This is a genomic window from Fusibacter ferrireducens (genome assembly GCF_015352425.1).
GTDB lineage: Bacteria > Bacillota > Clostridia > Peptostreptococcales > Acidaminobacteraceae > Fusibacter_A > Fusibacter_A ferrireducens.
The window spans coordinates 82,013-108,703 of sequence record NZ_JADKNH010000004.1 but is presented as its reverse complement, the minus strand read 5'-3'; the positions used below and the strand labels follow the sequence as shown (position 1 = coordinate 108,703).

The window sequence follows — 26,691 nt, the reverse complement described above, 5'->3', positions numbered from 1 at the left end:
ACTCCTTTTCTAAAATAGCTCATGCATTAGAGTGCCAAAAATCAAAAGTGGACCATCCCCTCTCCCGATGATATCATTTATGGGAAGTACACGCTTCAGCATCGTGTGGAAGGTTTATGCTAAACTGAATTCAGATACTCTAATTATAATTAACGCCACAATATTTATACCCAAATTCTCAGAAATTAGTCACATAAAGTGTGAGATCAACGACATTAAATCCCAGTGTTTTATAGAATCTAATCGCTATTGGATTTTCCACTTGTAAATATATTTCTTTTTGATTCGTATAAATGGCATTGAGCAAAATTTGAACGCATTTTCTAGACAAGCCCAAGTGCTGATATGCAGGATGCGTTGCAACACCTACAAGAATTCTATTTTCAAAATCCGTTTGTGCGGCGCTTACCAGTTTTTGATCTTTCCAAACACCATAACCCATGCCACGACCTGATTTGATTTTTTGTTTCATATAATCTTTACTTGCAAATCCGTTAAAAACCATTCTATACAGTGATTCAACTTCATCTAGATCTTCACATTGCAGCTTTCTAAATCTGTATGTGCTCTCAAAAGCAAGATTCATTTCATAGGGATGACTCATGATGAGATGATGAATTTCCGCCTGCTTTTCTATTTGCTCATGAGGAACGCCTGCCTCAATTTTTTTAAAAATACTTTTTGAGATAATCAGTTTTTGATAAGTGAAATGATTCAAATGCGCTTTTAATTCTTTTAAAACAGCTTGGCCACATTCATGATCAAAATTATAATCAGGATGGATGGCAATCTGTAAATTGCCAGACTTTCTATAAAACAGGACCATAGTCAATGTATGATGGTTATCCTCACAGAGCATAATCTCTCTAAAAGGTGAAATCGACATCTCAAATGCCATGCATATAAAATAATTTTGGGCAGGCATCTTATAGACCATTTCTCTAACGTTCTCATAATCACTTTCAAGTTCCATTTTACGAATCATATCTACTTCCTTAAGGTTAAGACTTATGCAAGTTTAAGCACTATAATCGAAATAATGCTTCTAGCATTTCAGTGGACAGATTTTTCTTGAATGCTGTTGGCAATGGAAATGCTTCAAGACTAGAAGGTTCTACCCATTTTATCTCAGGGTAATCGATTGCTCTAGGCGATTCTATTTGGACTACAATTAACGTCATATGCCACACTAAATGCGTAAAGACATGTTTTTTTGCAGGTACTCTTGTTACAATATGACCTCTAAAATCATAGTTCGCATGAATCCAATTCATCATCGCCTCATTTGATAAAACTTCTGATGTCAAATCGTCTTCTTTTTGAGACATTGCAACATGATGCGTTGGAAATCCCCAAAGGCCTTTGAGCAGCAAAGCATCATTTCTCTTTTCAATCATCACTCGCCCTTGATTCACAAACAAAAATACAGAGACCTTTTCATGTCTCTTCTTTATTTTTTGAGTTTTGATGGGATAAGTCAATTGAGAATTAGTGGATCGGGCCAGACAATTGGATGCAATTGGACAGACATCGCATTTGGGCATTTTAGGTGTACATATCGTTGCGCCAAGCTCCATAATGGCTTGATTGAAGTGTCTTGCATCCTCTGGCATTGTCTCAATTACCTTGGATTCAAAAATTGTTCGGCTCTTGGAATCCGAAATATCACATGACAGCTCAAAATATCTAGAATAAACCCGCATGACATTTCCATCTACAGCAGGTACCTTTTCATTGAAAGCAATGCTTAAAATAGCCCCTGCCGTATAGGGTCCAATTCCAGGTAATTTTAATAATTGTTTATAATCTCTAGGAAATTGGCCTCCGTGAATAGAAACAATTGCTTGAGCACATTTATGCAAGTTTCTAGCTCTGCTGTAATACCCAAGACCTTCCCAATACTTTAGAACTTCCTGTTCCTCTGCCTCAGCCAAACTTTTAACATCATGAAATCTTTTAATAAAGCGATTATAGTAATCAATTACTGTAACCACTTGAGTCTGCTGAAGCATAATCTCTGAAAGCCAAATGCAATAGGGATCGTGTGTCTCTCTCCAAGGCATTTCCCGTTTATGTTCTTGATACCATATCAATAATTTTTTATCCATTTTTACTCCTCAACCTTAGTCTAATCTGTTATGATACAAATGACAACACCCATCTATAAAATACCTTTGATTTTTAATTCTTCAATCGGGTATATAATCCATATATTTTGAGTATTAATTTCGAAAAGAGGTCAAAATGTCCCAAAATCGACAATCTCCAAAAAAATTTCATTTTTTTGAAAACAAATGGATGCCCTCTGCATCATCTCCATTGTGGGCATCACTTAAAATCACGATTACTTACACTATTTTTGGCGTGCTATGGATTTTATTGTCTGATAAAATTCTACTTTTTGTGAGCTCAAGTGCAGATCAATTTTATAGGATAAGTCTTTATAAGGGGTGGCTTTATATTATGGTCACTGCATTTTTGCTGTTTAGCCTTATTTATAAGCGCATCAAAACAGATTATGACCTCACCCGCAGATTGGACTTGCAATTTAAGTCCCTGCAGAAGGCTAAAACAACCCTTTCCGATAACATACTGGAACTTAAAACCCGAGAATACGAACTCAAGGCAAGCAAAGAGCGTTATCAACTTCTGCTTGAAGGTGTAAACGATGGCATTTGGGATTGGGATATTAAATCCGGTATCTTTATTGTCTCCAATAAATTCTTTGAGATTTTAGGTTATGAAGTTCTTGAAACACCTCATTTTACAATGGAGGAATTCGAAAAAATATTACATCCAAATGAAAAAAATACTGTTCTCAATCAAATTTATGCCTATTTAGATCAAAACATGACCCTATACGATACACAGTTTCGCTTGAAAACCCAATCCAATGGCTACATCTGGGTACAAAACACTGGTAAGGCCATTTGGGATAGCGAAGGCAACGCCATTAAGATGGTTGGCGCCATAAAAGATATTACCGACGCCAAGAAAACTCAAGATAAAATAGAATACCTTGCCTATTATGATCACATTACAGGTCTGCCCAACCGTGCAAGATTAGATGAGGTCGTCAACAATTTGATTGCTCAAAAACACCAAGTTGGGCTGATCTACTTAGATATCGATAATTTTAAAATGATCAATGATCTGGTGGGACACAATCAAGGTGACTTGCTTCTAAAACAAATGGCTTCCAAATTTCATGATTTAAAGCTTCACTATTACATGCTTTCCCGAATTAGCGGAGATGAATTTGGATTTATTATAATAGATTTTGATCATGAAGATACCTTGATCGAATTATCTGAACAAATCCTCAAAATTATTAGGACCCCATGGACTCTCATTGGAAGAGAGTTTCATCTCTCTTGTAGCATAGGTATTTCTTATACGCCAGATCATGGCGATACTTTCGAGACCCTATTTCGAAAAGCTGACACCGCCATGTACGCTTCAAAAAATAATGGTAAAAATCAAACCACTGTTTTTAGAGACTTGCTTCACGACGAAATTCTTGAATATGTAGAACTTCAAAGCAACCTGAAGAACGCACTTACAGCAGGAGAATTTGAGCTGTATTATCAGCCACAATTCAATATGAACACCAATGAAATGATTGGATCAGAAGCACTCCTCAGATGGAATAGTCCTGATAAAGGCATAATTCCTCCAGACCGTTTTATTGGCATTGCAGAAAAAACGGGCTTTATTATAGAACTCGGCGATTGGGTAATCAAAGAAGTTTGCCGTCATATACAAGAATGGGAAGAAAGAAAATTGAATTATGGTAAAGTATCGATCAATCTATCTGGTGTTCAGATACTGAGTTCAGCCTTTTTAAATCATATTGACGAAATTTTTGCTGCTTATGATATTGCACCCAAAAAAATCGTCTTTGAAATTACTGAAAATGTTGCGATTGATGATAGTATCACAACTATTGCCAAATTAGAAGCCCTAAGAGCGCTCCATTTTGAAGTTGCTCTGGATGACTTCGGAACCAACTATTCGTCATTGAGTTATCTCAAGAAACTGCCGATTGACTATCTAAAATTAGACAAATCCTTCGTCTATTCGCTTGGTCAAGATGATAAGACAGGTGCCATAACAGAATCGATCATCTACATGGCGCATCGGATAGGCCTAAAAGTCATTGCAGAGGGCGTCGAGAAACTAGAGCACATGGAAATTCTAAAAAAATTTAATTGTGATTTTGCACAGGGGTACCTCTTTAGCCGTCCAGTGAGCAAATCCGATTTTGAACGCATCTACCTTGAGGATTAATCCACAACATATAAGGGAGGTCTCAAAATTAAGAGAGATCTCAAAATCCTAGCAGATTTTGAAATCTCCCTTTGCTCATTTCAAGCAAACTCTGTTTTAGGATGGAGGACAACCTGATTTCTCCCTTGATTTTTAGCGTGATACAAAGCCTCATCAGCTTTAGAAATCATACTTGAAAAATCCTTATGAGGTATGGACCGATCCGACATGCCAATGCTGACTGTTATATGAATCTCTTGATCAACGCCAATTCTTATGGGCTTATTTGCCACTGCCCTCAGAATTCGATTTGCAATTTGCTCACCCGATTTGCGATCCGTCCTTGGCAATATTATTGCGAATTCTTCACCACCATATCTTGCGACCAAATCATACATTCTCATCTGCTCTTTAAAGATAGATGACAGTTGCTTTAATGCCTCATCTCCACTTTTATGTCCATAAGTGTCATTGATGACTTTAAAATGATCAATATCAATCAGCAATAATGTGAATTGAGCCTCTAAATTGGATTCAAAGAGTTTATTCCCATATTCCATGAAAATTCTGCGATTGTATAAGTTGGTGAGTTCGTCTGTCAAAGTCATTACGAAAAGGTCTTCTTTAGCCTGATCGATTTCCTTAGAAAAAAAATACATAATTATAATCAATGCAATAATTGTCCCGCCAGCAGCCGTATTATAAAACCATTTTTCCAAATTCGTCGACACTAAATTTTCATAGATCCCAAACTCCAAATTCTCAATGTAGATAAAAGTACTCATTGAAAGCAATAAATAAGCAATCAACAGACTATTTGCGTATTTTCGGTTATAGTTAAAAATCATCACCACAACGACTATGTGTCCAATAATCATAAACTGAAATCCATAAGCATTCCCAAAAAAAAGAATCGACTGAATACTCGTCACCAGAAAACTAGATACTATTGCCAAAACTTTTGCACTGACTTCCCACTCAGATTTCAATAAAAAATACGCTAAAACAAACAATCCTCCAGTAACCAATTGGATCACAGCTGGCACTATTGCCCCCAACAGCATGAAAACGATTGTATATGCAAAGCAAAAAAACATGCTCACAAGAATAAAAATCAACGCAAGTTTTTTTTTGGAATCATGCTTGCCTTCTTGCAAAAGATACCTATTAAAGTCCGTCATAACCTACCCCAACTTATCTTTATTTCATGGTGATATTATTGCCACCCTTTGCCTTACTCTTCTTAACGCGTTCATAACACCTTGTGGTCATTTTAAGCGCTGTATCATCCTGATGTACCAATGTCGCCCCAACAGACACTGTTACTTCAATATCCTTAAAAGTTTCTCCGCGTAGAGAAGAGTTTTCGGAAATCATCCGAATTCTTTCGGCAAGCATTTTAAGTGCCCCACTTTTAATGCCCGTAAATACAAATATAAATTCATCCTCTCGCCATCTTCCAACGAGATCAGCTATTCTAAAGGCCTTACTGTATGTTCTGCCCAACATTTGTATCACTTGGTCACATAAATCTTCACCATAAGTATTATTAAATTCTTCAAAACTGTCAATGTCAATCATGACAATGCCGAAAGGAATTCCAAGCGCCCTGTAGTCTTCCATCTTGGAATTTAAATAGTGATCAATCATCCGCCTGTTTGGCAAATTTGTGAGTGGATCTGTTAGGACTTCTTTCAAAATATTGCTGTCCATCATAAAAGCAGCGTTTGGTTTTTTATTATGATCAAAGCTCTCTGTGAAAACTTCAACAGATGCAACAATTTCATCCGCTTCATAGACAGGAAAGCTTCTAATTTTAACAGGAATTCTGTGCCCTCTTTTATGTTGAAGATAAACATTGAGTTCGAGTTTGCTCCCATCACTAAGCGTCTGATGTAATGGGCAACCGTTGAGACAAAGATTAATGCCATATTCGTCCACATGGTTGAGGATATTATCATGACAATACCTGCCGATAACTTCTTCGCTTTTAAAGCCTGAAATGCGCTTGGCGCCTTCATTCCAATATATGATGCGTTTTTCCTTATCCACAATGTAAACCCCATCAAATAGCTGATCTAAAATCTTTTTATAATTTAAATCGTCTAACATTTGCTCACCTTCTCTCTTCTGATCTTCCGTACCATATATACCCATTCTATTAAATAAAAATAACATTTTTATACAGAAATAAATCTTTAAGTATCCTTTGTGCATTTGATGTATTATAATAGTCATATGAATTATGTATATAATAACTTTATAATTTTGCATAAACATATATGCGATTCAGGGAGATCATATGAATTTAACAGAAAATCAAAAGAAAATCTATATTGTGTTTACCAAAACAGGTACATGGTTGGCACGTACGCTAAAATACTTCTCAGCAACTAAATATGTTCATACCTCTATCAGTTTTGATGCTTCTTTTACCTCTATGTACTCATTTGGCCGCTCAAATCCCAACAACCCTTTTTCTGGTGGATTTGTACGCGAAAACATATATGATGGCGTCTTTAAAAAATATGGTAAAAGTGAATGTCTCATATTTGAAGTCAATGTCACTAAACTCCAATATGATGGCCTACTAAAAGATGTGGAGCGTTTTGTGACCAATAAGCATTTATATAGGTACAATTTTTTAGGCCTCTTTGGTATTTTACTCAACAGACCTTTGGATAGAAATTATCATTACTTTTGCTCTCAATTTGTCTATGCCATGCTCAAAAAACATGGGATCGTCACTTTTGATAAAGTACCCGGTTTAGTGCAAACGATAGATTTATTTGAGATTGATAACAAGAGCATTCTGTACGAAGGTTTTATCGACGGCCTTAGAGAAGGCATTTCAATCGATCAGTCTTCTTTTGAGTTTTAGAAACCGTATTGATCCAAGAAATGATTAATTTGATTTAAATATTCACTTCTGTCTACTGCAATAGACATGGCATGTCTTGCTTCTGGTACTAGATAAAGTGCCTTTGCGCCTCTTTTTAGGTCATACATCTCTTTCGAGTGACTATAGGGAATGTAATCATCAGATAACCCGTGAATGAACAAAATTGGTTTTTGAACGTCCTTAATAGCCTCAATCGGTGCTATTTCATCATATGAAAATCCTCTTTTTATCTTATTCAATGCAGAAGCTAGTGTTAATATTGGAAATGCCGGCAGATGATTTTCCACACGCAGTCTGTAGGCAAATTCTGATTTCGCGTCTTTATAAGAGCAATCCGCTATGACAAATGAAATCCTTTCATCTATGCCCACATGTTGAAGCGCTATGGCTGCACCCATGGATTCACCATGTGTACCAATGATACTCGCCTCACCTGTCCTCTTGACGACATAATCCACAATCCGTTTGAGATCACTTTTTTCTTCCACACCAAATGAGGTGTATTGACCGCCGCTCTTGCCATGATTTTTATGATCATAGATCACCGCATTATACCCTCTGGAAATAAAGGGTTCTAAATACTTAAGCGATCTTATGAGATTGTTCGTAATGCCATGACATATGATAATCGTTTTTGAGGCTGTAGCTTCGTGTCCTTGAATCCAATAGCCTCTAATGACATAGCCATATTCTGATCTAATTTCAAAAGGTACTTTGAAAAGAGACTCAAAGTAACCTTCTGAAATTCTGCCATCCTCGATTTCTTTTTTTAGGGTTTCTTCGTACTGCCAATTGCGCGGATAGATTATTTTTTTATTAAAGTATTCTGCAACACTGTATCCTGAGAGGACAATCACTGCAATGCCCAATATTAAATAATACATCTTTCTGTTCTCCCTTTGGTTAAAGTGGTTCTATTTTGCTACGGTACAGCTTATAAAAAAAGGACACCACCATGATAACGCCGCCAATCTCTGAAATGATAAAGGCAAACCAGACCATTTCCAATGATCCAAAGTGCCCTAAAAGCCACGCCGATGGCAATAGTAAAACGATCTGTCTGAAAATTGAAACCATCATACTAAGATGCGCCTGCCCCATACCTTGGAAGGCTGTACTCAAAACAATGGATACTGCCGCCAACGGATATCCTAAGCTTATAATTCTAAATGCTCTTATACCAATTTGAAGCAATTCATCTGTCCCCTTAAACCACAATATGAGTTGCCTTGGAAATATTTGAAATACAATAAAACCCAATGTCATATAAATAATGGCCATGACCATGCCCATTTTAAGTGCCTTTAATAATCGATCTCTTGATTTTGCCCCATAGTTAAAACCAATAATGGGCATCATGCCCTGAGAAAGTCCAAATATAGGTAGAAATATAAAGGATTGAAGTCTATAGTAGATACCAAGTACTGCAACCGCAGTCGTTGTAAAACTTGCCAATATTAAATTTAATCCTGTGAGCATTACGGAGCCCACTGCTTGCATAATGGCAGCCGGTAGACCCACCACCAAGATTTTTTTTAGGATGTTGTGATTGATTCTAAATGAAAGAGGTTTAAATGCCAACACGCGTTTGAACTTGAAGACCATCAATAGTACAAAGATCATGGATATAATCTGCGCGGTGATCGTGGCAATTGCTGCACCCTTTACGCCAAGAGCTGGAAATCCAAAAAGGCCGAAGATCATAATTGGATCTAAAATAATATTTCCTATTGCGCCAATTAATTGTGAAAACATCGGAATAACCATCTCTCCAGAGCCTTGTAAAATGCTAACACCAGCTTGTGCAAATATTCGGCCGAACGCAAAGACCATGATAATTTCAAGATATTGAATCGTATACTCTATAATGATGGGATCATCTGTGAACATCCTCACAAATGACGGCATGACTAAAACACCCATTAAAGCCACAAATCCATACAATATACTGGCTATAAAGAAGCCATGTTCTGCCGCCAATGCAGCTTGTTCATAATTTTTTGACCCAAGACTTCTGGAAATCAGTGAATTGATCCCTACCCCCATCCCCACAAAGCATGCAACAATAACAAGTTGTACGGGGAATGCCAACGATAATGCAGTTATCGCCGCTTCACCAATCTGCGCCACAAAAATACTGTCCACAATATTGTAAAGCGCTTGTGTCATCATGGAAAAGATCGCCGGTAGAGACATCGTCAATATTAATTTAGGTATAGGCATATAGCCCATTTTATTCTTCTCCACATGTACCTCCAAAATATAAATTTCATGTTCCATTAATCATAGCATAAAAAAAGGAAACACCTCAACTGGTATTTCCCCTAATTACGATTTTATTCACCTCTAAAGAGCAATGCTGAAATAAATGCTTTCTCTTTATGATTGTGTCTTTCTGATTTCTTCTAAAAAAACATCCAGTGGTTGGTTGCCCACAAACTCATATTGATCATTGATCACAATTTTAGGGACACTTGAAACATTAAATTTATTCGACAACTCGCCAAAAGTTTGTGCCTCCACCATTTCAGCTGTGATAACTGGACTTTCAAGTGCAAGTTTATGCGCTTTTTGGACAGCGCCTGCGCAGTGAGGACAACTTAGAGTGACAAACACCTTAATGTTTACAGGCTTTGTAAGTGCTGTGAGCTCAGATAACAGTGCCTCTGGCAACGCTTCACCTGCACCTGCAACTTCTAAAATACCTGGTATAAAAGAGTTGATTTCATGTCCAGCAGGAATACCATTAAATTTAATGCCCAAATAAGCTTCTTGATCATCTAAAAGAACAATACTTGGTACCATAGTAACTTCAAATGCTTTTGCTTTTTCTGCATCTACATTTAGATCAAATTTTTTCAAGTGAATCTTGTCATTTAACGACTCAATTTCTTCCATAAAAGCTACGGTTTCAGTACAAGTATTGCATTCACCCTCTTTGGTGAATACTGCCAAAGTCACATCTTTTTTCATTGCAGAAAAAACTTCACTTAATTGTGCTCTTAATTGTTCATTTAATAATGCCATGTTTTCCTCCTTATTGCACATGCTCTGTGCATTCATATAATTGAGTTTCTATTTATTTAAATCTATAGTTAAAGTGTTGATTGGATATTACTTACCCCTATATTGCCAAAATTCACTCTTTCTAGTTATAAATGATTTATATAGTCATTGGCTGACAAGGCTGCTTTTGCCCCTTCACTTGCCGCCACAATGATTTGCTTATAAGGGGTATCTGTTATATCTCCTGCAGCATAGAGACCTGCCAGACTGGTTTCATTTTTCGCATTGACGATTACCTCACCTTTGTCGTTCAAGTCAACAAGATCTTTTACGAGCTCATTGTTCGGCAAATAACCTATTTCAACAAACACGCCTTCCGCAGGTATAAAAAAGGTTTCCTTTGTCTTCTTATCTATGACATTGACGCCTGTCACTAAATTTTCACCCACAACTTCTGTAATTTGAGTTTCAAGATGAATCTTGACATTCTCAGCTAAATTAAGTTTATCGATGACAATTTGATCTGCTCTAAACTGACTTCGATGCACCACAGTAACTGTTTTTGCGATTTTGGAGAGATCAATTGCAGCTTCAACAGCGGAATTCCCGCCGCCGGCTATGATGACATCCCGACCTTCGAATAACGGTCCATCACAAATCGCACAATATGCAACGCCACGACCTTTGTATTCATCTTCACCTTTTACGCCAAGTTCTCTCGGCTTACTGCCTGTGGCAACAATCACAGCTTTTGATTTATATACAGTGCCATTGCCCAAGGTCAATTGAAATTGAACTTCTTTTTTTTCAATGTGTTTAACATTTTCATCCTTGATAATAGGGACCTTTAAAGTATTCACATGTGCGATAAATTCATGCACTAAATCCTCACCTGAGGCGCCTTGAATGCCTAAATAGTTCTCAACCGATGAAGTATCAAGTACTTGACCACCCATTTTTGTGGATAGGATTGCAACTTCAAGCCCTTTTCGCTTTGCATAAAGTGCCGCATTTAAGCCTGCTGGTCCAGACCCTATAATCAGTAAATCATATAGTTTATCCGATTGAACGGAGTCACTTTTCTTTTGACTTCCAAAATTCAAATTCAAATTAAAATCCATCATGGGTATTCTCCTTTGTTCATATAATCTGATGACGTCTCAGGGACGGTTCTTGAATATCAGTTTATTTTTAATTGCATGACTCTGCCATGCAATCCATATCTAAAAATTTATTTCTGACTCAATATTTTACAAACTGTCGATTCGGTTAAACCATCAAACAACTGCCCCAGTTCCTTTAACGACAATAAGCTGTGTTTCCTAAAATAATGAATATATTGGTTTCGAATTGCTTTATCACTAAAAACTTCCGTTAAGGCATACCCTTCATTGGAAGCTTTTTGCAAAAGTGCATTTTGTGCTTCATCAAAATCTTTTATGCAGTTCTCACAGGGCTGTTTCTCTTGATTTCTGTTGCGATTACAGACTGAAATCGCATCTTCAATGTCAACCTGCTCATCTGTGAGGACGGATAAGGGTTCGATGTCGATTAACAAATTGGCATCCATTTGGCTTTCATAAACACAATAACTGTTGTACTCATTATTAGGCGTTTCTTTGTGAAGTGCTTCCATAATCCTGTTTAAAGCTTCTGGTGTCTCTATGACCTCGCTTTTATAACGATCTCTAAAGAGTTTTCCATCGCACTTAGCATACATGGCATAAGCAATGTTAATCGATTTCATCACCTTTGATAAATCACTGCCATTGGTATCCACAATCAAATGATATTGATCTGAGGTTTTGATACAATAGGCATAGAGTTTAAAACCAAATCGTTTTCTCGCCTTACTCAATATTTCTAAAAATTTCTGTCGATCTGCATGGGATTCAAAAAGCTTTCTATTTTGATTGCCTAATTGATAAATATGATATAACCCATACACCTCGGCATCCCTCGCTTTTCGTGCCATATCATCACCACTCAATCTCTTTTATGGTTTTAGTTTACCATATTCAAATCAAAATTCAAGTACCGTCCCCTATAATTCATATTTTATTTACAATTGAATTTAAGTGGGGATGAAAGTGAGTACTTTGTCCAAAAATCGTTTAAGCTCCGCACTTTGAGGTTGATCCAATATGGAGCGATAGCCATGCTCCACGATTTTACCATTTTCCATGAATACGATATAGTCTGCCACACTCTTTGCAAACCCAATTTCATGTGTCACAATGATAAAATCCTTTTGATCTTCCGCCAATTGCTTAATGGCGCTGAGCACTTCATACGTTAACACAGGATCTAGTGACGATGTGGGTTCATCAAGTAGTATCAACTCGGGTTGGATGGCAAGAGCTCTTACGATAGATGCCCTCTGGGATTGTCCACCACTGATTTGATGTGGCAATTTATGCGCGTGTTCGATCAGTCCAAATCTTTCAAGCAATTCTGAAACCGGTTTAATGACATCTGCTCTTTTCCTTTTATGCACTTTTTCAAGCACCAACAAAATATTCTCCATAATTGAAAGATGTGAAAATAGATTATGATCCTGAAAGACAAAGCCTACATTTTTTCTGAATTGATCCAAGGGTGAAGTCCTCATGGCATTATTATTGACGATAATATCACCACCTTGGAAGGGTTCAAGGCCTGCAATTAGCCTCAGCAAAGTGGATTTACCACTACCCGATGCACCTAATAGCGCTAAAATCTGTATGTTTTCCAGTTTTAAAGTGATATCATCTAAAACCGTTTTATCTTGATATTTCTTAGTTAAGTGTTTCAACTCTAAATTCATTTTGCCACCTTATAGTTCATACGTTTTTCTAAATATCTGACCAGTAAAATTAACGGTATCGTCAACAACAGATATCCCAATGTGACGATAATAAAACCTTCTGAGTACCTAAAACTTGCCGCTTGTACTGTTTTAATGGTGTTTAAAAATTCATCTGTAGACATATACGAGAGTAAGGCACTTCCTTTTATCGTAAGCGCAAACTGTCCTGCAAGTGGTGGTAAAATCGTCATTAAAACTTGTGGGAATACGACGTATCTATAGGTTTGTACCTTCGTAAATCCAAACATCTTAGCTGTTTGCCATTGATTGATATGAATGGATTCAACAGCCCCCTTATAGATATCTGCTATATAAGCCCCAATGTAAAGTGCAAGCGTGATGACACCAACCCAGAACTTGGACCTGATATTAAAGGCATGTCCAATATAGTAATACGCCACAATGGCGATAACCACTAAAGGTGTTCCAAAGATTATCATCTTGTGTATTTCTTGGAGATATCTTAAGACGCCAAAATGCGATATGCTCATCCAATACAAAATAAGTCCAACTAGGAGCGCCAAAATAAGTGCCATCAGGCTAATGGAAATTGTCGTTAGCCATCCATTAAAAATAACTTTTCGATATTCATAATAAACAGCGTAATCCACGCCTTTATCCAATGATCTCACCATGACAAAGTAAAAAAATAAAATATAGAGTAATAATGCTGAAAAAAAATTGAATGCTTTTCTGAGTAAGTTCATGTCGTACCTCGTTTTTAAAATTAAAGCTTAAAAGAGTTGCTTCTTTTAGTGAAGTCCATCTCTTTTAAGCTCTTTGCACTTTATTTTTTGCTTTGATTCTGCAATCCTCTTTTTGAAATCGTTTAGAAGAAAAACTCTAGATTGTACTGTTCAAATTCCTGCATTTTCTCTTTTAGATAAGTCTCTCTAATTTTATCATACGTGCCATCTGTTTTGGCTTTTTTTATGAATTCGTTAATTTGGTTTCTAAGTTCATTTTCACCTTTTTTCATGGCAATCCCCCACCCTTTAGTATTCGGTAGCGGTTCTAGAATCGTACGTGTGGTCTCCATGTAGTTCTCATGATGCCTAATGATTGAAAGGGGATCATAAATAAAGACGTCTGCATTGCCTTGTGCCACTTCAAGTACAGCACTGGCTTCTTCGTCAATGTTGAGTATTTTAGCGTTAGGCGCATTTGCTGCAGCCCAAAGCGCACCGATTGTACCTGTTTTAGACGCAATTGTCACATCACTGGAGTTCAAATCATCTGCAGACTGAACTTTTGAATCTTTGTAGACTAGCATCATCAGTTGACTGTTGGTGTAAGGTTCTGAAAAATCAACTACTTTTTCCCTCTCTTCAGTGATGGTCATGGATGAAATGATGATGTCAATATCCCCTTGCTCAAGTGCAGGAATCAGGCTTGGATACGCCGTATCTACTATTTCTACTTCTCTATTAAGATATTCACCCAATGCCTTTGCAAGCATTACAGATGCACCATCCGGGTTGCCATCGGCATCTTTGGTTTCAAATGGCGGGTATTTGAGTTCCATACCGACTTTCAGCACTTTGTTTTCTGGTGTCGCCTCAGTTGCTTTAGACGCACACCCCGATAAAACGAAAACAAATATGAGTACAATTGCTAATATTTTTTTCATAAATAACCTCCTTTTTTATTCAATTCCTCTTTAGAATTCTGTTACAGATACTTTTAGAGACTCCGGTTGGAATCATCTCATCACATTTTTTCAAATACTCTCAATGCATTCGATCTATTCTCTTTATTTCCAACCACTTGTATTACTTTTCATCTTCTGTTTGAAACAAATCCAGATACGCCTCATAACCCAGAGCAGCCATTTGAGATTTTGGGATAAATTTAATCGAAGCAGAATTAATGCAATATCGAAGTCCAGTGGGCTCAATGCCATCATCAAAGACGTGACCAAGGTGTATATCTGCAAACTGACTCTTCACTTCCACACGTTTCATAAAATGACTTTCATCCAGTTCATAAATCACGGCTTCATCTTCAATCGGCTTTGTAAAACTGGGCCATCCGCATCCCGCATCAAATTTATCCTTCGATGAAAAAAGGGGTTTTCCCGAAATGACATCCACGTAAATGCCCTCCTCTTCATGATCCCAATACGCATTGTGAAAAGGTCGTTCTGTGGCTTTAAACTGTGTAATTTGTATTACAGTCTCACTTAGCCCTTTTAAAGCTTCTCTTTTCTCTTGCTCAGTCATTTGCGTTCTATTTAAAGACTTGGATTGTTCGTCAAGAAGTTGCTTCAATGGTGTTTTCATAAATTGCCCTCCAATATTAATCTAGAATATCTATACCCTAATAAATGTTAAATCTAACGCTGGAAATAAGATATTTAAGAAATTTAACAACTTCTGTGCAATTTACTTCTCTTTTCTCCCCTTCATCGCCACGGATATCAAAAATGAAGCTTTTTTACTACTATATATCATATAAACTTGGGGTATAGAGAGTATATGGAGGTGATAAAATGCGTCATGTACCCAATTTATTAACTGTTTTTAGAATTCTATTGGTCCCTATTTTTATATTCACTTATTTACAAGATCATAATGCAATTGCGCTTACAGTCTTTATCATAGCGGGACTTACCGATCTTCTAGATGGCTATATTGCCCGAAAATATCATCTCATCACCACCATTGGAACACTTCTCGATCCACTGGCGGATAAACTTATGCTCTTGTCTGTCTTAACTTGTATGGCCATGAAAAATGTGCTGCCCATTTGGGTGCCTGCACTGATGTATCTCAAAGAGTTTTCATTAGTCATTGGAAGCACTATTCTCTATTTTAGGCATGAAAAAAAGGCAATCCCCTCCAACATTTATGGGAAAATTGCCACAGTATCTTTCAGTTCTTTTATATTGCTTTTACTTTGGTTCCCTCAACAACCATTCCTGCGCTATGGCATTTATTTTTCAATGTTGCTCAAGATTATTGCTATTATTTCCTACATCCTAATCTATAAAAATACGGCTAAGATTAAAATTTGATTAATTAGCAAAATATCAAATGTCTTATGTTGAATATCCTCCCAATTTACATTAAAATAGTATATGAACTAGGAGGGTAAACTATGAGTGTAAAAATTATCACTGATTCTTGCTGTGACTTACCACTTCACTATATTGGGGCGCATCAAGATATACTAGAGATCCTCGGTATGCCAGTGCATATAAACGGTGTTGATTATATAGACGATCTTGGACAAACACTTGATCACAACACTTTTTATAACTATTTAAGAAATGGCTTCATGCCAACAACTTCACAGATAAACGCTTATCGTTTTGAGGAAGCCTTTAAAAGAAATATAGAATTGGGTCATGAACTATTATATATTGGATTTTCATCCGGATTAAGCGGTACATACAACAGCTCGTGTGTGGCCAAATCCTTAGTTTTAGAAGATTATCCCGATGCTAAAATCGAACTTGTGGACACACTTTCTGCTTCAATCGGCCAAGGTGCTATTGTGGTGGAAGTTCTCAAACGTCTAAAAGAAGGTCACACCATTGATGAACTCAAACAATGGGTTGAACATAATCGCATGAACTTCAACCATTGGTTTGGTGTAGATGACTTGAACTATCTCAAAAGCGGAGGCCGTATTTCGCCTGCGTCTGCAATGGTCGGCAATGTATTAAACGTCAAACCTACTTTAATTGTGGACCATGAGGGTAAATTAAAATCTTATGGCAATGTGCGTGGTCGAAAAAAATCCATGTCATTCTTAGTCTCTAAAATTGAAACCCATTTGATGGACCGTGAAAATGGTACTGTCCTTTTAGGACATGGAAATTGTCCTGAAGACGCGGCACTTCTTAGAGATATGATCAAAGAGCAGATCAATCCATGCGAGATCATCATCTCAGAACTCTCTATGACGATTGCTTCTCATGTTGGCCCCAATATGATTGCGGTGGCTTTTTTGGGTGATCAGAGAGAAGATTAACAACCCGCTTTATGACTAAAACATAACCCCCCACAATATAAATTACTTCGGTTCCCAGTCCTCGTGCCTGCGGAAGAACCTACGTATGTTATATGTGGGGGTTTTAGCATGAATACAGTGCTTAATTAGCTTACTTATTTCTGAAATCATATATTTCATCTGGTAACACCAATCGATGACAGTGATTTCACTTATAAATCTGATACATATCAGATGCTGATACGAATCACTTTGCTGTCATTTTATATCTTGATCTATTATTTTAATTCAAATTCATCGTGCTATTTTTTTATCTTCTAAATATATTTGAAGAGCGCGAACTAAAACGATGACAAAAAAAGGCTCGATAAATTTAAAATAAAAACTATGTAAATTAAGTAAAATAGTCGCCCATTGAGTGTGCATTCCCAACCAATTACTTTCTGTTACTGTCAAAGTTGTTCCATATAATCTCATGAAAATAACCAGTATCACAATGATAAATAGCGTTCCCGAATAAGTATTAAATCTCAAAAATCTTTTAATCATTTTTACACTCCTAACATTTGGTAATTCGAAATAAAATTCAGTCGGTATAATGAATTTTAAAATTACACTATACCGACAAAAAAGCATTCAAATATATATCCATTACAACTGTAATTGCATTCGTTGTAACTAGAGTTGTTCCAGATTCTGTATGGGTATAACCCAAAACTAATATTGCAATTACTAAAATCAGACTTACTTTTTTCATTTAATTATTCTCTTCGTAGTTATATATGTAATCTGCGCAGATCCAACTCAACATTACCATTTTATATTCTTTTTAGGAAGTATTTTCATTTTTTTCTAATTAGACTTTAATTTCTCGTTCACTTCAAAAACACATTTTCATGATCACTATTCTATCGAAAGAGCTTATCTTTACACTAAATTTGAAAGCATTTTTGACTTTGATGTCTTATAATGTCTATTGGAACGTTAAAACACAACCCCCCCACATATAACATACTTCAGTTCCCAGTCCTCGTGCCTGTGGAAGAACCTACGTAATCTATATTGTGGGGGGGTTATCGTGAATATAGTGCTTAAATTAATGACTTCCCTTTAAAATAACATACTTCTTCTGGTAACACCAATTGATGCCCATTCATTTCTACCGTATCATCATTTGTTCTTCCTATTTATTTTTTCACATCAATCTCAATCCTAGTATTGTTTTTAAACCACACTAGAGAATAGTCTCTTTTTATGTTCTTGTTCCCATCGCAAATTCGGACATTCATTATATTAAGTGCTTTTTAAGCTTTCTTTCTAAAATAATCTACCAAAATACGCAATACACTAATATTGAAAAAAATAAGGGACAAAAAAATCACGAAGTTCTTAAAATCAAAAAAACTGTCTTTATATAAATCTATCGCATCCCTCATCTCGAAATTAGGTGTACTAAAAAATATAACAAAGTTTACAATCGAAAAAATAAAGAGCAAAATAAATGAAATCACCAAATTTTGAGTTACTTTTTTTAACACTTTTCTCCTCCTACTTTTCTTATCATGTTGAATACTTTTTTAATAATCAATTAGTATTAGAATACAACACCACACTCTGTCATTTTTATTGATCTATCGAAAAATTTAAAATCAACTTTTGACTTGGTTACCCCAAATGCTTTTGACTCTGCAGTGGCTTCAAGTACAATTTTATATGCGTGTCCATTTTGTAAATATACCGATAATTCATCATAGTAATTTCCAGTAGGATACTCAGCATCAAACATACCTGAAATATTTCTAGATAAAATCGTCCTCTGAGCGGCTCTCGCTCCTGTTTCCATATCATAAACAGATGCTACTATTGAAATTGCTGATGATGTACTTCCCGGCAGTGCCCCCAGTGAACCTTGTGATGTTTCAAGCATCCCTTTATAGTTTCCCTTTACATACACAGAAGCATTACGAGTACTACCGCTATAAATAAACGCCTTACCAACATATGCCCATCCTGTATTATTCTGAATAAACCCAGAATCCCCTTCAGTCTTTAGATATATATTTTGACCACTTGCATAACTGTATGAATTTGTTGAACTTCCTATTATCCCATAATCGGCAACATCCATTTGATTAAAAGTTGCACTAATTCCGCCATAAACAATAGTACCAGGATTTACTCTCATCACATTAAATACGTCGATAGTATCAGAACTAAAAATAGAATCTAATATCGCCTTTGCACCATCTTTTTACAAGTATCTTAAGAAGTAACTACACCATAAAGCACGGTAGGAGGCGTTTTAGATTGCGTCTCGTTCAAAAAGGATTTTAACCAAAGCCTTCTCATTCAAGGCCACTTATTATGTAATCTGCGCAGATCCAACTTAACATTACCGCTTTATACACTTTATAGGAAGTATTTTCATTTTTTTCTAATCAAATTTTAATTTCCCGTTCACTTTAAAACACATTTTCATGATCATTATTCTATCAAAAGAGCTTATCTTCACACTAAATTTCAAAGCATTTTTGTCCTTGGTGCGTTATAATGTCTATTGGAACGTTAAAAATTAAATTGACTTGAAACAACAGCTTGAACGTTTAAACACAAAACCCCCACCAATAACTCACTTCGGTTCCCAGTCCTCATGCCTGCGGAAGAACCTGCGTAAGTTATATGTGGGGGGTATCGTGAGTAAGTGCATCTACTGATTTAATTGCAACACAATTGATATATTTTGATTACACAAAAAATAAAAAAGAACCAGACGCATCCAGTTCTTTTAGGTGTAGTCCGAAGACATTCACCGCATTTCCTAATGTTATTTTACACCAGATTAACAAGTTAATCAATATTTTATACAAAGCTTTTCAATGCAATTATTTTATTACGAGAATTGGTTTCAAAAATTTTGTGGAAAACATTGATAGGCACTTTTGTTCTAAATGTATTTAGAAGAAGATCAAATTGATTTATAGAACGATTAAGTTCCGTCTTAGAAACTTTCAATAGTTTCTGTAAGTATACAACCAAGATAAAGTAATCTGTAAGAGTATTAAAGGTAATATTATTTATACCTGTGTCAAGCATCAAACATTTTTTCAATTCATTGCTCGCATTGCTATTTTTAAAACGAGTATCAAATATGACATCATTATGTGCAATTGCATTACGAAGGTCTTTAAGTTGAAAAATTATTTTTTCTGTAAGTCGATTATCTGTATCACATGATTGATTAAAACCAATCGATGAAGATAATGATTTTTTTATTTTTGAATCCAAGCAAGAAGTAAATGTTCCAAATTCACCCATACTGATGGATTCAAAGATAGCCCAAATTGGAATTGTTTTATTGGAATGATAATAATGTTTTACTATTTTTCTTTCATTACTATATTCTCGTGAAAGCACATTGTATATCTGATTTCTCAATCTTAATTTCTTTTGAAATTCTTTTCTATATTTAGGATCAGTTGCAGAAAATGCTTTATAGCAAGTTAAATTATCATCATAAATGGATTCAAAACTACTTGATTTAGCATTTTTTAAAAGTTCTTCAAGTACATAATTTTTTAATGCAGTTTCGATAAACATAATTGATGGATAAAATAACGTTTTTAACTCTAAATCAAATTGATTGAATGCTATTATTTCATCAAAACTTGAAAATGGAATTTTATTGGTTGAAGTCCTTATGAAGCGATATCCTTTATAACCGTGATAATAACCAAAGGTACGGAGTTTTTGCTTATGAGAAGAACCCACTATTCTGATATTATGCTTGGTTCTAAGATGTTTCATAAGTTTATTTGTTCCAATAATTTTCGACATATTAAGTACCTCCAATGCTATTATAACAAATTTACAAAATATTGAAATTAATTATTTTAATATTTACATAAAATAAGCCTCTTATGGGTATAAAAGAGTAACATTTGAAAGCATTTTTGGCCTTGATACGTTATAATGTCTATTGGAACGTTAAAAATTGAAATATAATTACATTAAAAAGGTAGGCTTCACATGAAAATTGCTGTAGGCATGAGTGGTGGCATTGATAGCAGTACCACTGCACTCCTATTGAAGACACAAAATCACGAGGTTATTGGGGTGACCATGTACCTCTTTGAACATCAACTTGAAGAAATTGAAAATGCAAAACGCGTTTGTGAGGCTCTTGGTATTGAGCATCACATCATGGACTATAGAAAAGATTTTGAAGAAGTGATTATCGGTAACTTCATTGAGACTTATGAAAAAGGACACACGCCAAATCCCTGTCTTCACTGCAATCGTATTTTTAAATACGGCAGACTCATAGAAGATGCCATCAAACTCGGTGCTGAGGCATTTTCAACGGGACATTATGTCAGAGTTCACTATAATGAAATTCAAAAGGAATTTGAACTTCATCGTGCGGTTAATGCTAGGAAGGATCAGTCTTATAACCTCTATCATCTGACACAAGAGACCCTTTCCAGACTCTACTTTCCACTTGGAAATATCTCTTCAAAAGAAACCGTGCGTCAGCTCTTTGAGAAAGTACACATCAAAACAGCTCAAAAGAAAGACAGTTTAGGCATCTGTTTTATCTCACATAAAGAACATACACGATTTCTCAAAGAACAGGGCAGCAGCGCCATGAATCGTGGATGCTTTGTGGATAAGTCTGGCAATTTCTTAGGTTATCACCAGGGTATCGCCAGTTATACACTGGGACAAAAAAGAAAACTTGCTAAAGAACTCTCTGGCAAGTTTGTGGTCATAGATATATTACCCGAATCCAATGAAGTGGTCTTGGGTGAAGAAAGTGATTTGCTGAAATACAAACTCACTGCTAAGTCCTTTAATCTTGTGAATTCATATCATACTTTTCCCTTGAAAGTACAGGTTATCGTCAGCCAATGGTCTGCTGTTTATGAGGGCATTTTGATACCCCATGCAAACGGTTCCGCTGAGATTACTGTTGAGTCCCCAGTAAGGGCACCCTCATGTGGACAAGCCATGGTCTGTTATCAAGACTCGCTCTTAATCGGCGGTGGTATTATGACTCAAGTAGAGTGAGTAACCATGCTTTAGTAGCATCATCTGCAAAGGCACCTTTAACGCTGTTTTTATAGATTTGAATATCAAATGCGGTGTCGTAGTCAAAAGCAGTGTGCACAATTTGGAACTCATGTGTCATGTCTGTCTCCGATACGGTTCTGTTATCCGTGTTAAGCGTTACCAATATGCCATCTTCGTAAAATTGCGCAATGGGATGTGCCTTTATATCTAAGATGGCTTTTGTCTGCAAATTACTTGTTGGACAACATTCCAAAATCACATTATTTGACTTTACACATTCGTATGCCTCAGCATCGTTCATCATGGCGACCCCATGACCGATACGCTCTGCACCTAGTAATAGAATAGATTCCGTCATATTTTGTGCGATTCCAGTCTCACCAGCATGTATCGTCACACGATAGCCGAGTTCTCTCGCATATGAAAATGCCTCTTTAAATCGACTTGCAAATAGGTCATGCTCTCCTGCACACAAATCCACAGCAACAACGCCATCTCCAAGAAGAGATTGACCTGCATCGATCATATCATAAATCCCCTGTACATCACTGTGTCTCAGATAAGATAAGATCACATTGCCTTTGATTTCAAACGCTTGTTCCGCTCTCTTAACCCCTTTGACAACACTTTCAATAATGGTCTTATGGTCGAGTCCTTTCTTCATGTGTTGTTGGGGTGCAAACCTAATTTCTATATACTTCACATTTTCCTTTGAAGCGTCTTCCATGAGCTCATAAGCAACACGTTCAAGCGCATATTCCGTTTGCATCACTTCTATTGGCAAATCAAACCGCTTTAAGTAAGTATCCAGTGAATCGCAATCACTTGGTGCAATAAGTGATTCTCTCACTGCTTCAATACTTTCATCCGGTAATTCAATATGCATCAGCCTTGCAAGTTCTAATACTGTTTCTGGTCTTAAACTGCCATCTAAGTGGCAATGCAACTCAACTTTTGGTATTTTTAATGCGTTCATTTTGCGCCTCCATTTCTTATTGAAATATTAAATCTTATTTACCCGAATGACATATGTCGATGTCATTTTTGATCAAATTAACTTTACTATATCTAAATTTCGTATTCAATTTTGAATATCCAATGTTTTTAAATCAAAACGTATACTCAGTCTGCTTCGCTACCATACGTAACCCTTGCACAATCCGATTGGATTGCATTCAGTAGCCCCTTAAACAGCCACTAAATGTGGAATATACCCCTACTTCGAGAAGTGATGGACAACTCAAAAGAGGATATAGAAAACGCCTGATTGCGAAGAAAATGCACACTGCATCTTCCTCGTAATCAAGCGTTTAAGGTGCTTGGTAGAGACCCCCATACCGTATTAATGGGGTTATACGACGATTTATTACTTTACATTCTACAAAATAACCGATCCCACGTCAATTCTTTTGTAAAAATATGCTGAATAAAATTTACTCGATTAAATCAGATTTTTTTAACAATTTTTCAATGACAACAGCAACTTCAGCTCTTGTTATATAGGATTTTGGAGCCACTGTAGTGCTACTTCTACCTGTAATGATTCCAGCTTTGAGACAGGCTTCAATACTTGGTCGGGTACTCGGTGTTGCTTCATCTAAATCCGTATATTTGGCATCAAATAGCTGACGATCCTCAAGTGTTACAGCTATTTGTAATCCTGTATTTTTCATGGCTCTTGCAATCATTACCATTACTTGCTCACGTGTAATCTTATCATTTGGTCTAAAGAGTGTGCCTATATCGATATCGCTGATGCCATATGAATGCGCTGCTTCAATATAGCCCGTGTACCACTCCTCTGAACTCACATCTTTAAAGGTGTTTTTACCTGCTTCTGGTGCAAGACCAAGTGCTTGTATGAGTATCGTCATAAACTCTGCACGTGTAATATCGTTTTCTGGTGCATAATGTGTCTTATCAACCCCTTTTACAACCATTCTTGATCCCATGTTATTGATCGCCGCTTTTGCCCAGTGGCTTACAGCATCTTCAAATTCAATTGGATGCCATATTAAAGTATATGTGCTGTTCGTCAAACTATTGATAACGGCATAGTATTTGCCACCAGATTCAAATACTTTTGTTGGTACATGGTAGGTCGTACCATCTGCTTTAACAATGACACCAGTTGTAATTCGAGTCGGATCAACGCCTTCTGGTATCGCAATCGTCCTTTCAATATATTCATTGAACTTCGAAATATCCACTGTTTTATCCTGATAAGTACATCTTATATTGAAATCCATTGCAGGGACCATAATTGAAAATTCACCTGCTACAGCGGCATTTTCAACTACCTTTACAGCATCTGCAGGGGTTTTCGCAATCTCTATTTGCACTTCAATATCGGCAAGTGAAATCTCTTGGCCAAATTGTTTTGAAATAAAGTCAATATCAATTTCAGATGCAGGCAACGTATACGTCGCAGAATTGGTCTCAACAGTTAAAGTCGCCTCTAAGTCTTCCATGTTTTTTACCATCCGGCCATTTAAGAGGCCCACAGCTATATCTGAATCCGTTTTAACCGGTAAAATAATTTTTGCTTTGTTGCCTTGTTCGTCCAATATTTTTTGGAGTCTTTCTGTATCAATTACTAAAGTGGATACAGTCTGTCCCTTTTCATTATTTGTTGCTTTCAGTATCCCAGTTGAATTTGAAACACCGTTAACAATAACTTCTGCCCCATTAGAATCTGTCTCAGGGATGTTGGTTTCTGGCGTTTTTTCAGGCTCAGGCTCATCTTTATCATTTTCACCACTTGAAGGCGCGCGTGGTATGATTGCGTTAGAATTTGAAGAACTAACGCTACTACCTACACCATTAACTGCCACAACTGAAAAGACGTACTGAGTTCCATTTGTAAGGCCTGTCACTGTAATCGGTGACCCATTACCCGTCGCCTTTATATTGCCCGGACTTGAGGTTACGATATAACTGCTGATAGGACTGCCGCCATCGTCATTTGGAATCATAAAACTTACTGTTGCCTGAGCATCCCCTGCCACAGCTACCACATGTGTTGGTGCCGATGGTATTGTTGGCGGTACTGCCACCGTAACGATATTAGATACGGCACTTACAACCCCATTTATAGTTTGATCCACATAATACGCTACACCAGCCATTAATCCATTAAAACGATAAGTGCCATCCCCATTCGATGTTGGCGTAATGGAAATTGAAGCCCCTGAAGTGGTATATATTTTTACAATTGAACCCGGATAAACATTGCTTACATCCACATAATCAACACCTGCGTTGATTATTGGTGTTCTCAAAGTTGGCGTTACATCATTCGATTTTGTCCCTTCTACACCGTCAAAGACTTGGGTGACGTAGTATTTTGAACTATTAGGGACAACATTATTAAAAGTATAAACGGGCTCTGTTATATTATTTACCGAGGCAACCATCGCACTGCCTGATGTCGTATAAAGTTTTAGATTTGCGCCTGAAATAATATCACTTACAATTAGACTTTCCACACCCGCGGTCACAGTTGGAGCTCCTGGCGCATCAGGTGATGCAACTGTAACGGTGTTAGAAACCGCACTTAGAATACCATTTATACCTTGTCGAACATAATGTGACGCACCATCGGTTAAATTGCTAAACCGATAAGTCCCATCTCCATTTTCGATTGGAGTGGTGGATATCACTGAGTCTGAATTTGAATATAGAGTCAATGTCGCACCTGTATACACATTGCTCACATCCACATATCTGATACCTGCTGTGGCAACTGGTGTCCTTAGAGTTGGAGTCGTTAAAGTTGTTTTTGCCCCTTCCACACCATTTACAGTTTGCGTTACGTAATACATCGCGTTATTAGGAACAACATTGTTAAAGACGTAGATGGATTTCGTTACATTATTTGCTGTTGCAATAATTGCACTGCCTGATGTCAAATACAATTTCAAGTCTGCTCCTGGTATAAAATCGCTCACAGAAAGACTCTCTAGTCCTGCAGTTACTGTCGGTGCTGATGGTGACGATACTGTGACAGTACTTGAAGCCGTACTGATGACATTATTTATGCTTTGACGAACATAATAGGATGTCCCGCCTGCCAGATCGTTGAAGCGATAAGTCCCATCTCCATTCGCTGTTGGCGTGATATCTATCGCAGAACCTGAAGTCGTGTATAAAGTCATCGTTGCACCTGTATACACATTGCTCACATCCACGTAACCAATGCCTGCTGTGGCAATTGGCGTCCTTAGAGTTGAAGTCGTTAAAGTAGATTTTGAGCCTTCCACACCATTTACAGTTTGCGTTACATAGTACATAGCGCTATTCGGCACAACATCGTTAAAGACGTAAATAGATTCCGTTATATTATTTGCTGTTGCAATAATCGCACTACCCGATGTCAGATACAATTTCAAATCTGCTCCCAATGTAAAATCGCTTACCGAAATAAGTTCTTGCCCTGCCGTTGCTGTGGGAGCTGATGGTGACGATACTGTGACGATACTTGAGGCTGCACTGACGACATTATTGATACTTTGCTGAACATAGTAGGATGTGCCGCCTGCCAGTCCGTTAAATCGATATGTGCCATCCCCATTTGCAGTTGGACTCGATGATACCAATGTGCTATCAGGCTTATATAGAGAAAGCGTTGCACCTGTAT

At 36.9% G+C, this 26,691-nt stretch carries 24 protein-coding genes and 1 riboswitch; of the genes, 5 read left to right on the top strand and 19 right to left on the bottom strand.

Annotated features, from left to right (window positions below):
• Positions 1 to 178: 178 nt before the first annotated feature.
• Both ISU02_RS07460 and mutY read right to left on the bottom strand, forming a co-directional pair.
• Positions 179 to 985, bottom strand: a complete 807-nt coding sequence (locus tag ISU02_RS07460; RefSeq protein WP_194701188.1) for a GNAT family N-acetyltransferase — start codon at positions 983 to 985, stop codon at positions 179 to 181.
• Positions 986 to 1,025: 40 nt separating this feature from the next.
• On the bottom strand, positions 1,026 to 2,108 hold the full coding sequence (gene mutY / locus ISU02_RS07455; RefSeq protein ID WP_194701187.1) for an A/G-specific adenine glycosylase: 1,083 nt from the start codon (positions 2,106 to 2,108) through the stop codon (positions 1,026 to 1,028).
• A gap of 136 nt (positions 2,109 to 2,244) precedes the next feature.
• Between mutY and ISU02_RS07450 the strand changes: the two genes are divergently transcribed.
• The gene (locus tag ISU02_RS07450; protein WP_194701186.1) at positions 2,245 to 4,290 is read left to right on the top strand and encodes a sensor domain-containing protein; all 2,046 of its coding nucleotides are present in this window, start codon (positions 2,245 to 2,247) and stop codon (positions 4,288 to 4,290) included.
• 80 nt (positions 4,291 to 4,370) lie between these two features.
• Here ISU02_RS07450 and ISU02_RS07445 read toward each other — a convergent pair whose 3' ends face one another.
• On the bottom strand, positions 4,371 to 5,450 hold the full coding sequence (locus ISU02_RS07445) for a GGDEF domain-containing protein (RefSeq protein WP_194701185.1): 1,080 nt from the start codon (positions 5,448 to 5,450) through the stop codon (positions 4,371 to 4,373).
• 19 nt (positions 5,451 to 5,469) lie between these two features.
• Positions 5,470 to 6,381, bottom strand: a complete 912-nt coding sequence (locus tag ISU02_RS07440) for a sensor domain-containing diguanylate cyclase (protein WP_207736221.1) — start codon at positions 6,379 to 6,381, stop codon at positions 5,470 to 5,472.
• 190 nt (positions 6,382 to 6,571) lie between these two features.
• Here ISU02_RS07440 and ISU02_RS07435 point away from each other — a divergent pair, with 190 nt between their 5' ends.
• Positions 6,572 to 7,150 carry a hypothetical protein gene (locus ISU02_RS07435; protein ID WP_194701183.1) on the top strand — a complete coding sequence of 193 codons (579 nt, stop codon included), beginning with the start codon at positions 6,572 to 6,574 and terminating at the stop codon, positions 7,148 to 7,150.
• Here the strand turns inward: ISU02_RS07435 and ISU02_RS07430 are convergent.
• The 9 genes from ISU02_RS07430 to msrB form a co-directional block, all read right to left on the bottom strand.
• Positions 7,147 to 8,055, bottom strand: a complete 909-nt coding sequence (locus ISU02_RS07430) for an alpha/beta hydrolase (RefSeq protein WP_194701182.1) — start codon at positions 8,053 to 8,055, stop codon at positions 7,147 to 7,149. The two genes, ISU02_RS07435 and ISU02_RS07430, sit on opposite strands and share 4 nt — an antisense overlap.
• Before the next feature lie 19 nt (positions 8,056 to 8,074).
• Positions 8,075 to 9,418, bottom strand: coding sequence for an MATE family efflux transporter (locus ISU02_RS07425; RefSeq protein WP_194701181.1), 1,344 nt, complete (start codon positions 9,416 to 9,418; stop codon positions 8,075 to 8,077).
• Positions 9,419 to 9,550: 132 nt separating this feature from the next.
• Positions 9,551 to 10,198, bottom strand: a complete 648-nt coding sequence (gene pdo, locus ISU02_RS07420) for a protein disulfide oxidoreductase (protein WP_194701180.1) — start codon at positions 10,196 to 10,198, stop codon at positions 9,551 to 9,553.
• 125 nt (positions 10,199 to 10,323) lie between these two features.
• Positions 10,324 to 11,301 (bottom strand): NAD(P)/FAD-dependent oxidoreductase, encoded by a 978-nt coding sequence (locus tag ISU02_RS07415; RefSeq protein WP_228727753.1) that lies wholly within the window; start codon positions 11,299 to 11,301, stop codon positions 10,324 to 10,326.
• Positions 11,302 to 11,408: 107 nt separating this feature from the next.
• On the bottom strand, positions 11,409 to 12,152 hold the full coding sequence (locus tag ISU02_RS07410; protein ID WP_194701179.1) for a transposase: 744 nt from the start codon (positions 12,150 to 12,152) through the stop codon (positions 11,409 to 11,411).
• Positions 12,153 to 12,251: 99 nt separating this feature from the next.
• Positions 12,252 to 12,983 carry an amino acid ABC transporter ATP-binding protein gene (locus ISU02_RS07405; RefSeq protein WP_194701178.1) on the bottom strand — a complete coding sequence of 244 codons (732 nt, stop codon included), beginning with the start codon at positions 12,981 to 12,983 and terminating at the stop codon, positions 12,252 to 12,254.
• Positions 12,980 to 13,732 carry an amino acid ABC transporter permease gene (locus ISU02_RS07400; RefSeq protein ID WP_194701177.1) on the bottom strand — a complete coding sequence of 251 codons (753 nt, stop codon included), beginning with the start codon at positions 13,730 to 13,732 and terminating at the stop codon, positions 12,980 to 12,982. Before ISU02_RS07400 ends, ISU02_RS07405 begins: the two co-directional genes overlap by 4 nt.
• Before the next feature lie 122 nt (positions 13,733 to 13,854).
• The gene (locus ISU02_RS07395; protein ID WP_194701176.1) at positions 13,855 to 14,655 is read right to left on the bottom strand and encodes a transporter substrate-binding domain-containing protein; all 801 of its coding nucleotides are present in this window, start codon (positions 14,653 to 14,655) and stop codon (positions 13,855 to 13,857) included.
• 142 nt (positions 14,656 to 14,797) lie between these two features.
• Positions 14,798 to 15,247 (bottom strand): peptide-methionine (R)-S-oxide reductase MsrB, encoded by a 450-nt coding sequence (gene msrB, locus ISU02_RS07390; RefSeq protein WP_194701449.1) that lies wholly within the window; start codon positions 15,245 to 15,247, stop codon positions 14,798 to 14,800.
• 269 nt (positions 15,248 to 15,516) lie between these two features.
• On the opposite strand from msrB, the gene pgsA reads away from it, so the two are divergent.
• Together pgsA and ISU02_RS07380 are read left to right on the top strand one after the other, a co-directional pair.
• Positions 15,517 to 16,041 carry a CDP-diacylglycerol--glycerol-3-phosphate 3-phosphatidyltransferase gene (gene pgsA / locus ISU02_RS07385; protein WP_194701175.1) on the top strand — a complete coding sequence of 175 codons (525 nt, stop codon included), beginning with the start codon at positions 15,517 to 15,519 and terminating at the stop codon, positions 16,039 to 16,041.
• 83 nt (positions 16,042 to 16,124) lie between these two features.
• Positions 16,125 to 17,003, top strand: a complete 879-nt coding sequence (locus ISU02_RS07380) for a DegV family protein (protein ID WP_194701174.1) — start codon at positions 16,125 to 16,127, stop codon at positions 17,001 to 17,003.
• A 273-nt stretch (positions 17,004 to 17,276) separates the two neighbouring features.
• On the opposite strand, the gene ISU02_RS07375 is transcribed toward ISU02_RS07380, so the two are convergent.
• From ISU02_RS07375 to ISU02_RS07360, 4 genes are all read right to left on the bottom strand, one after another.
• Positions 17,277 to 17,531, bottom strand: a complete 255-nt coding sequence (locus ISU02_RS07375) for a hypothetical protein (RefSeq protein ID WP_194701173.1) — start codon at positions 17,529 to 17,531, stop codon at positions 17,277 to 17,279.
• A 67-nt stretch (positions 17,532 to 17,598) separates the two neighbouring features.
• Positions 17,599 to 17,739 carry a hypothetical protein gene (locus tag ISU02_RS07370; protein WP_194701172.1) on the bottom strand — a complete coding sequence of 47 codons (141 nt, stop codon included), beginning with the start codon at positions 17,737 to 17,739 and terminating at the stop codon, positions 17,599 to 17,601.
• A gap of 837 nt (positions 17,740 to 18,576) precedes the next feature.
• On the bottom strand, positions 18,577 to 19,170 hold the full coding sequence (locus ISU02_RS07365; protein ID WP_207736220.1) for a hypothetical protein: 594 nt from the start codon (positions 19,168 to 19,170) through the stop codon (positions 18,577 to 18,579).
• A gap of 671 nt (positions 19,171 to 19,841) precedes the next feature.
• Positions 19,842 to 20,816, bottom strand: coding sequence for an Abi family protein (locus ISU02_RS07360; RefSeq protein WP_194701170.1), 975 nt, complete (start codon positions 20,814 to 20,816; stop codon positions 19,842 to 19,844).
• 192 nt (positions 20,817 to 21,008) lie between these two features.
• On the opposite strand from ISU02_RS07360, the gene mnmA reads away from it, so the two are divergent.
• Positions 21,009 to 22,049, top strand: a complete 1,041-nt coding sequence (gene mnmA / locus ISU02_RS07355; protein WP_194701169.1) for a tRNA 2-thiouridine(34) synthase MnmA — start codon at positions 21,009 to 21,011, stop codon at positions 22,047 to 22,049.
• Here mnmA and add read toward each other — a convergent pair.
• Together add and ISU02_RS07345 are read right to left on the bottom strand one after the other, a co-directional pair.
• A complete protein-coding gene (gene add, locus ISU02_RS07350; protein WP_194701168.1) occupies positions 22,030 to 23,028 on the bottom strand; it encodes an adenosine deaminase in 999 nt (332 codons plus the stop codon). The two genes, mnmA and add, sit on opposite strands and share 20 nt — an antisense overlap.
• 303 nt (positions 23,029 to 23,331) lie before the next feature.
• Positions 23,332 to 23,431: riboswitch (purine riboswitch) on the bottom strand.
• A 54-nt stretch (positions 23,432 to 23,485) separates the two neighbouring features.
• On the bottom strand, positions 23,486 to 26,691 hold a 3,206-nt coding region (locus tag ISU02_RS07345; RefSeq protein ID WP_194701167.1), incomplete at its 5' end, for an S-layer homology domain-containing protein.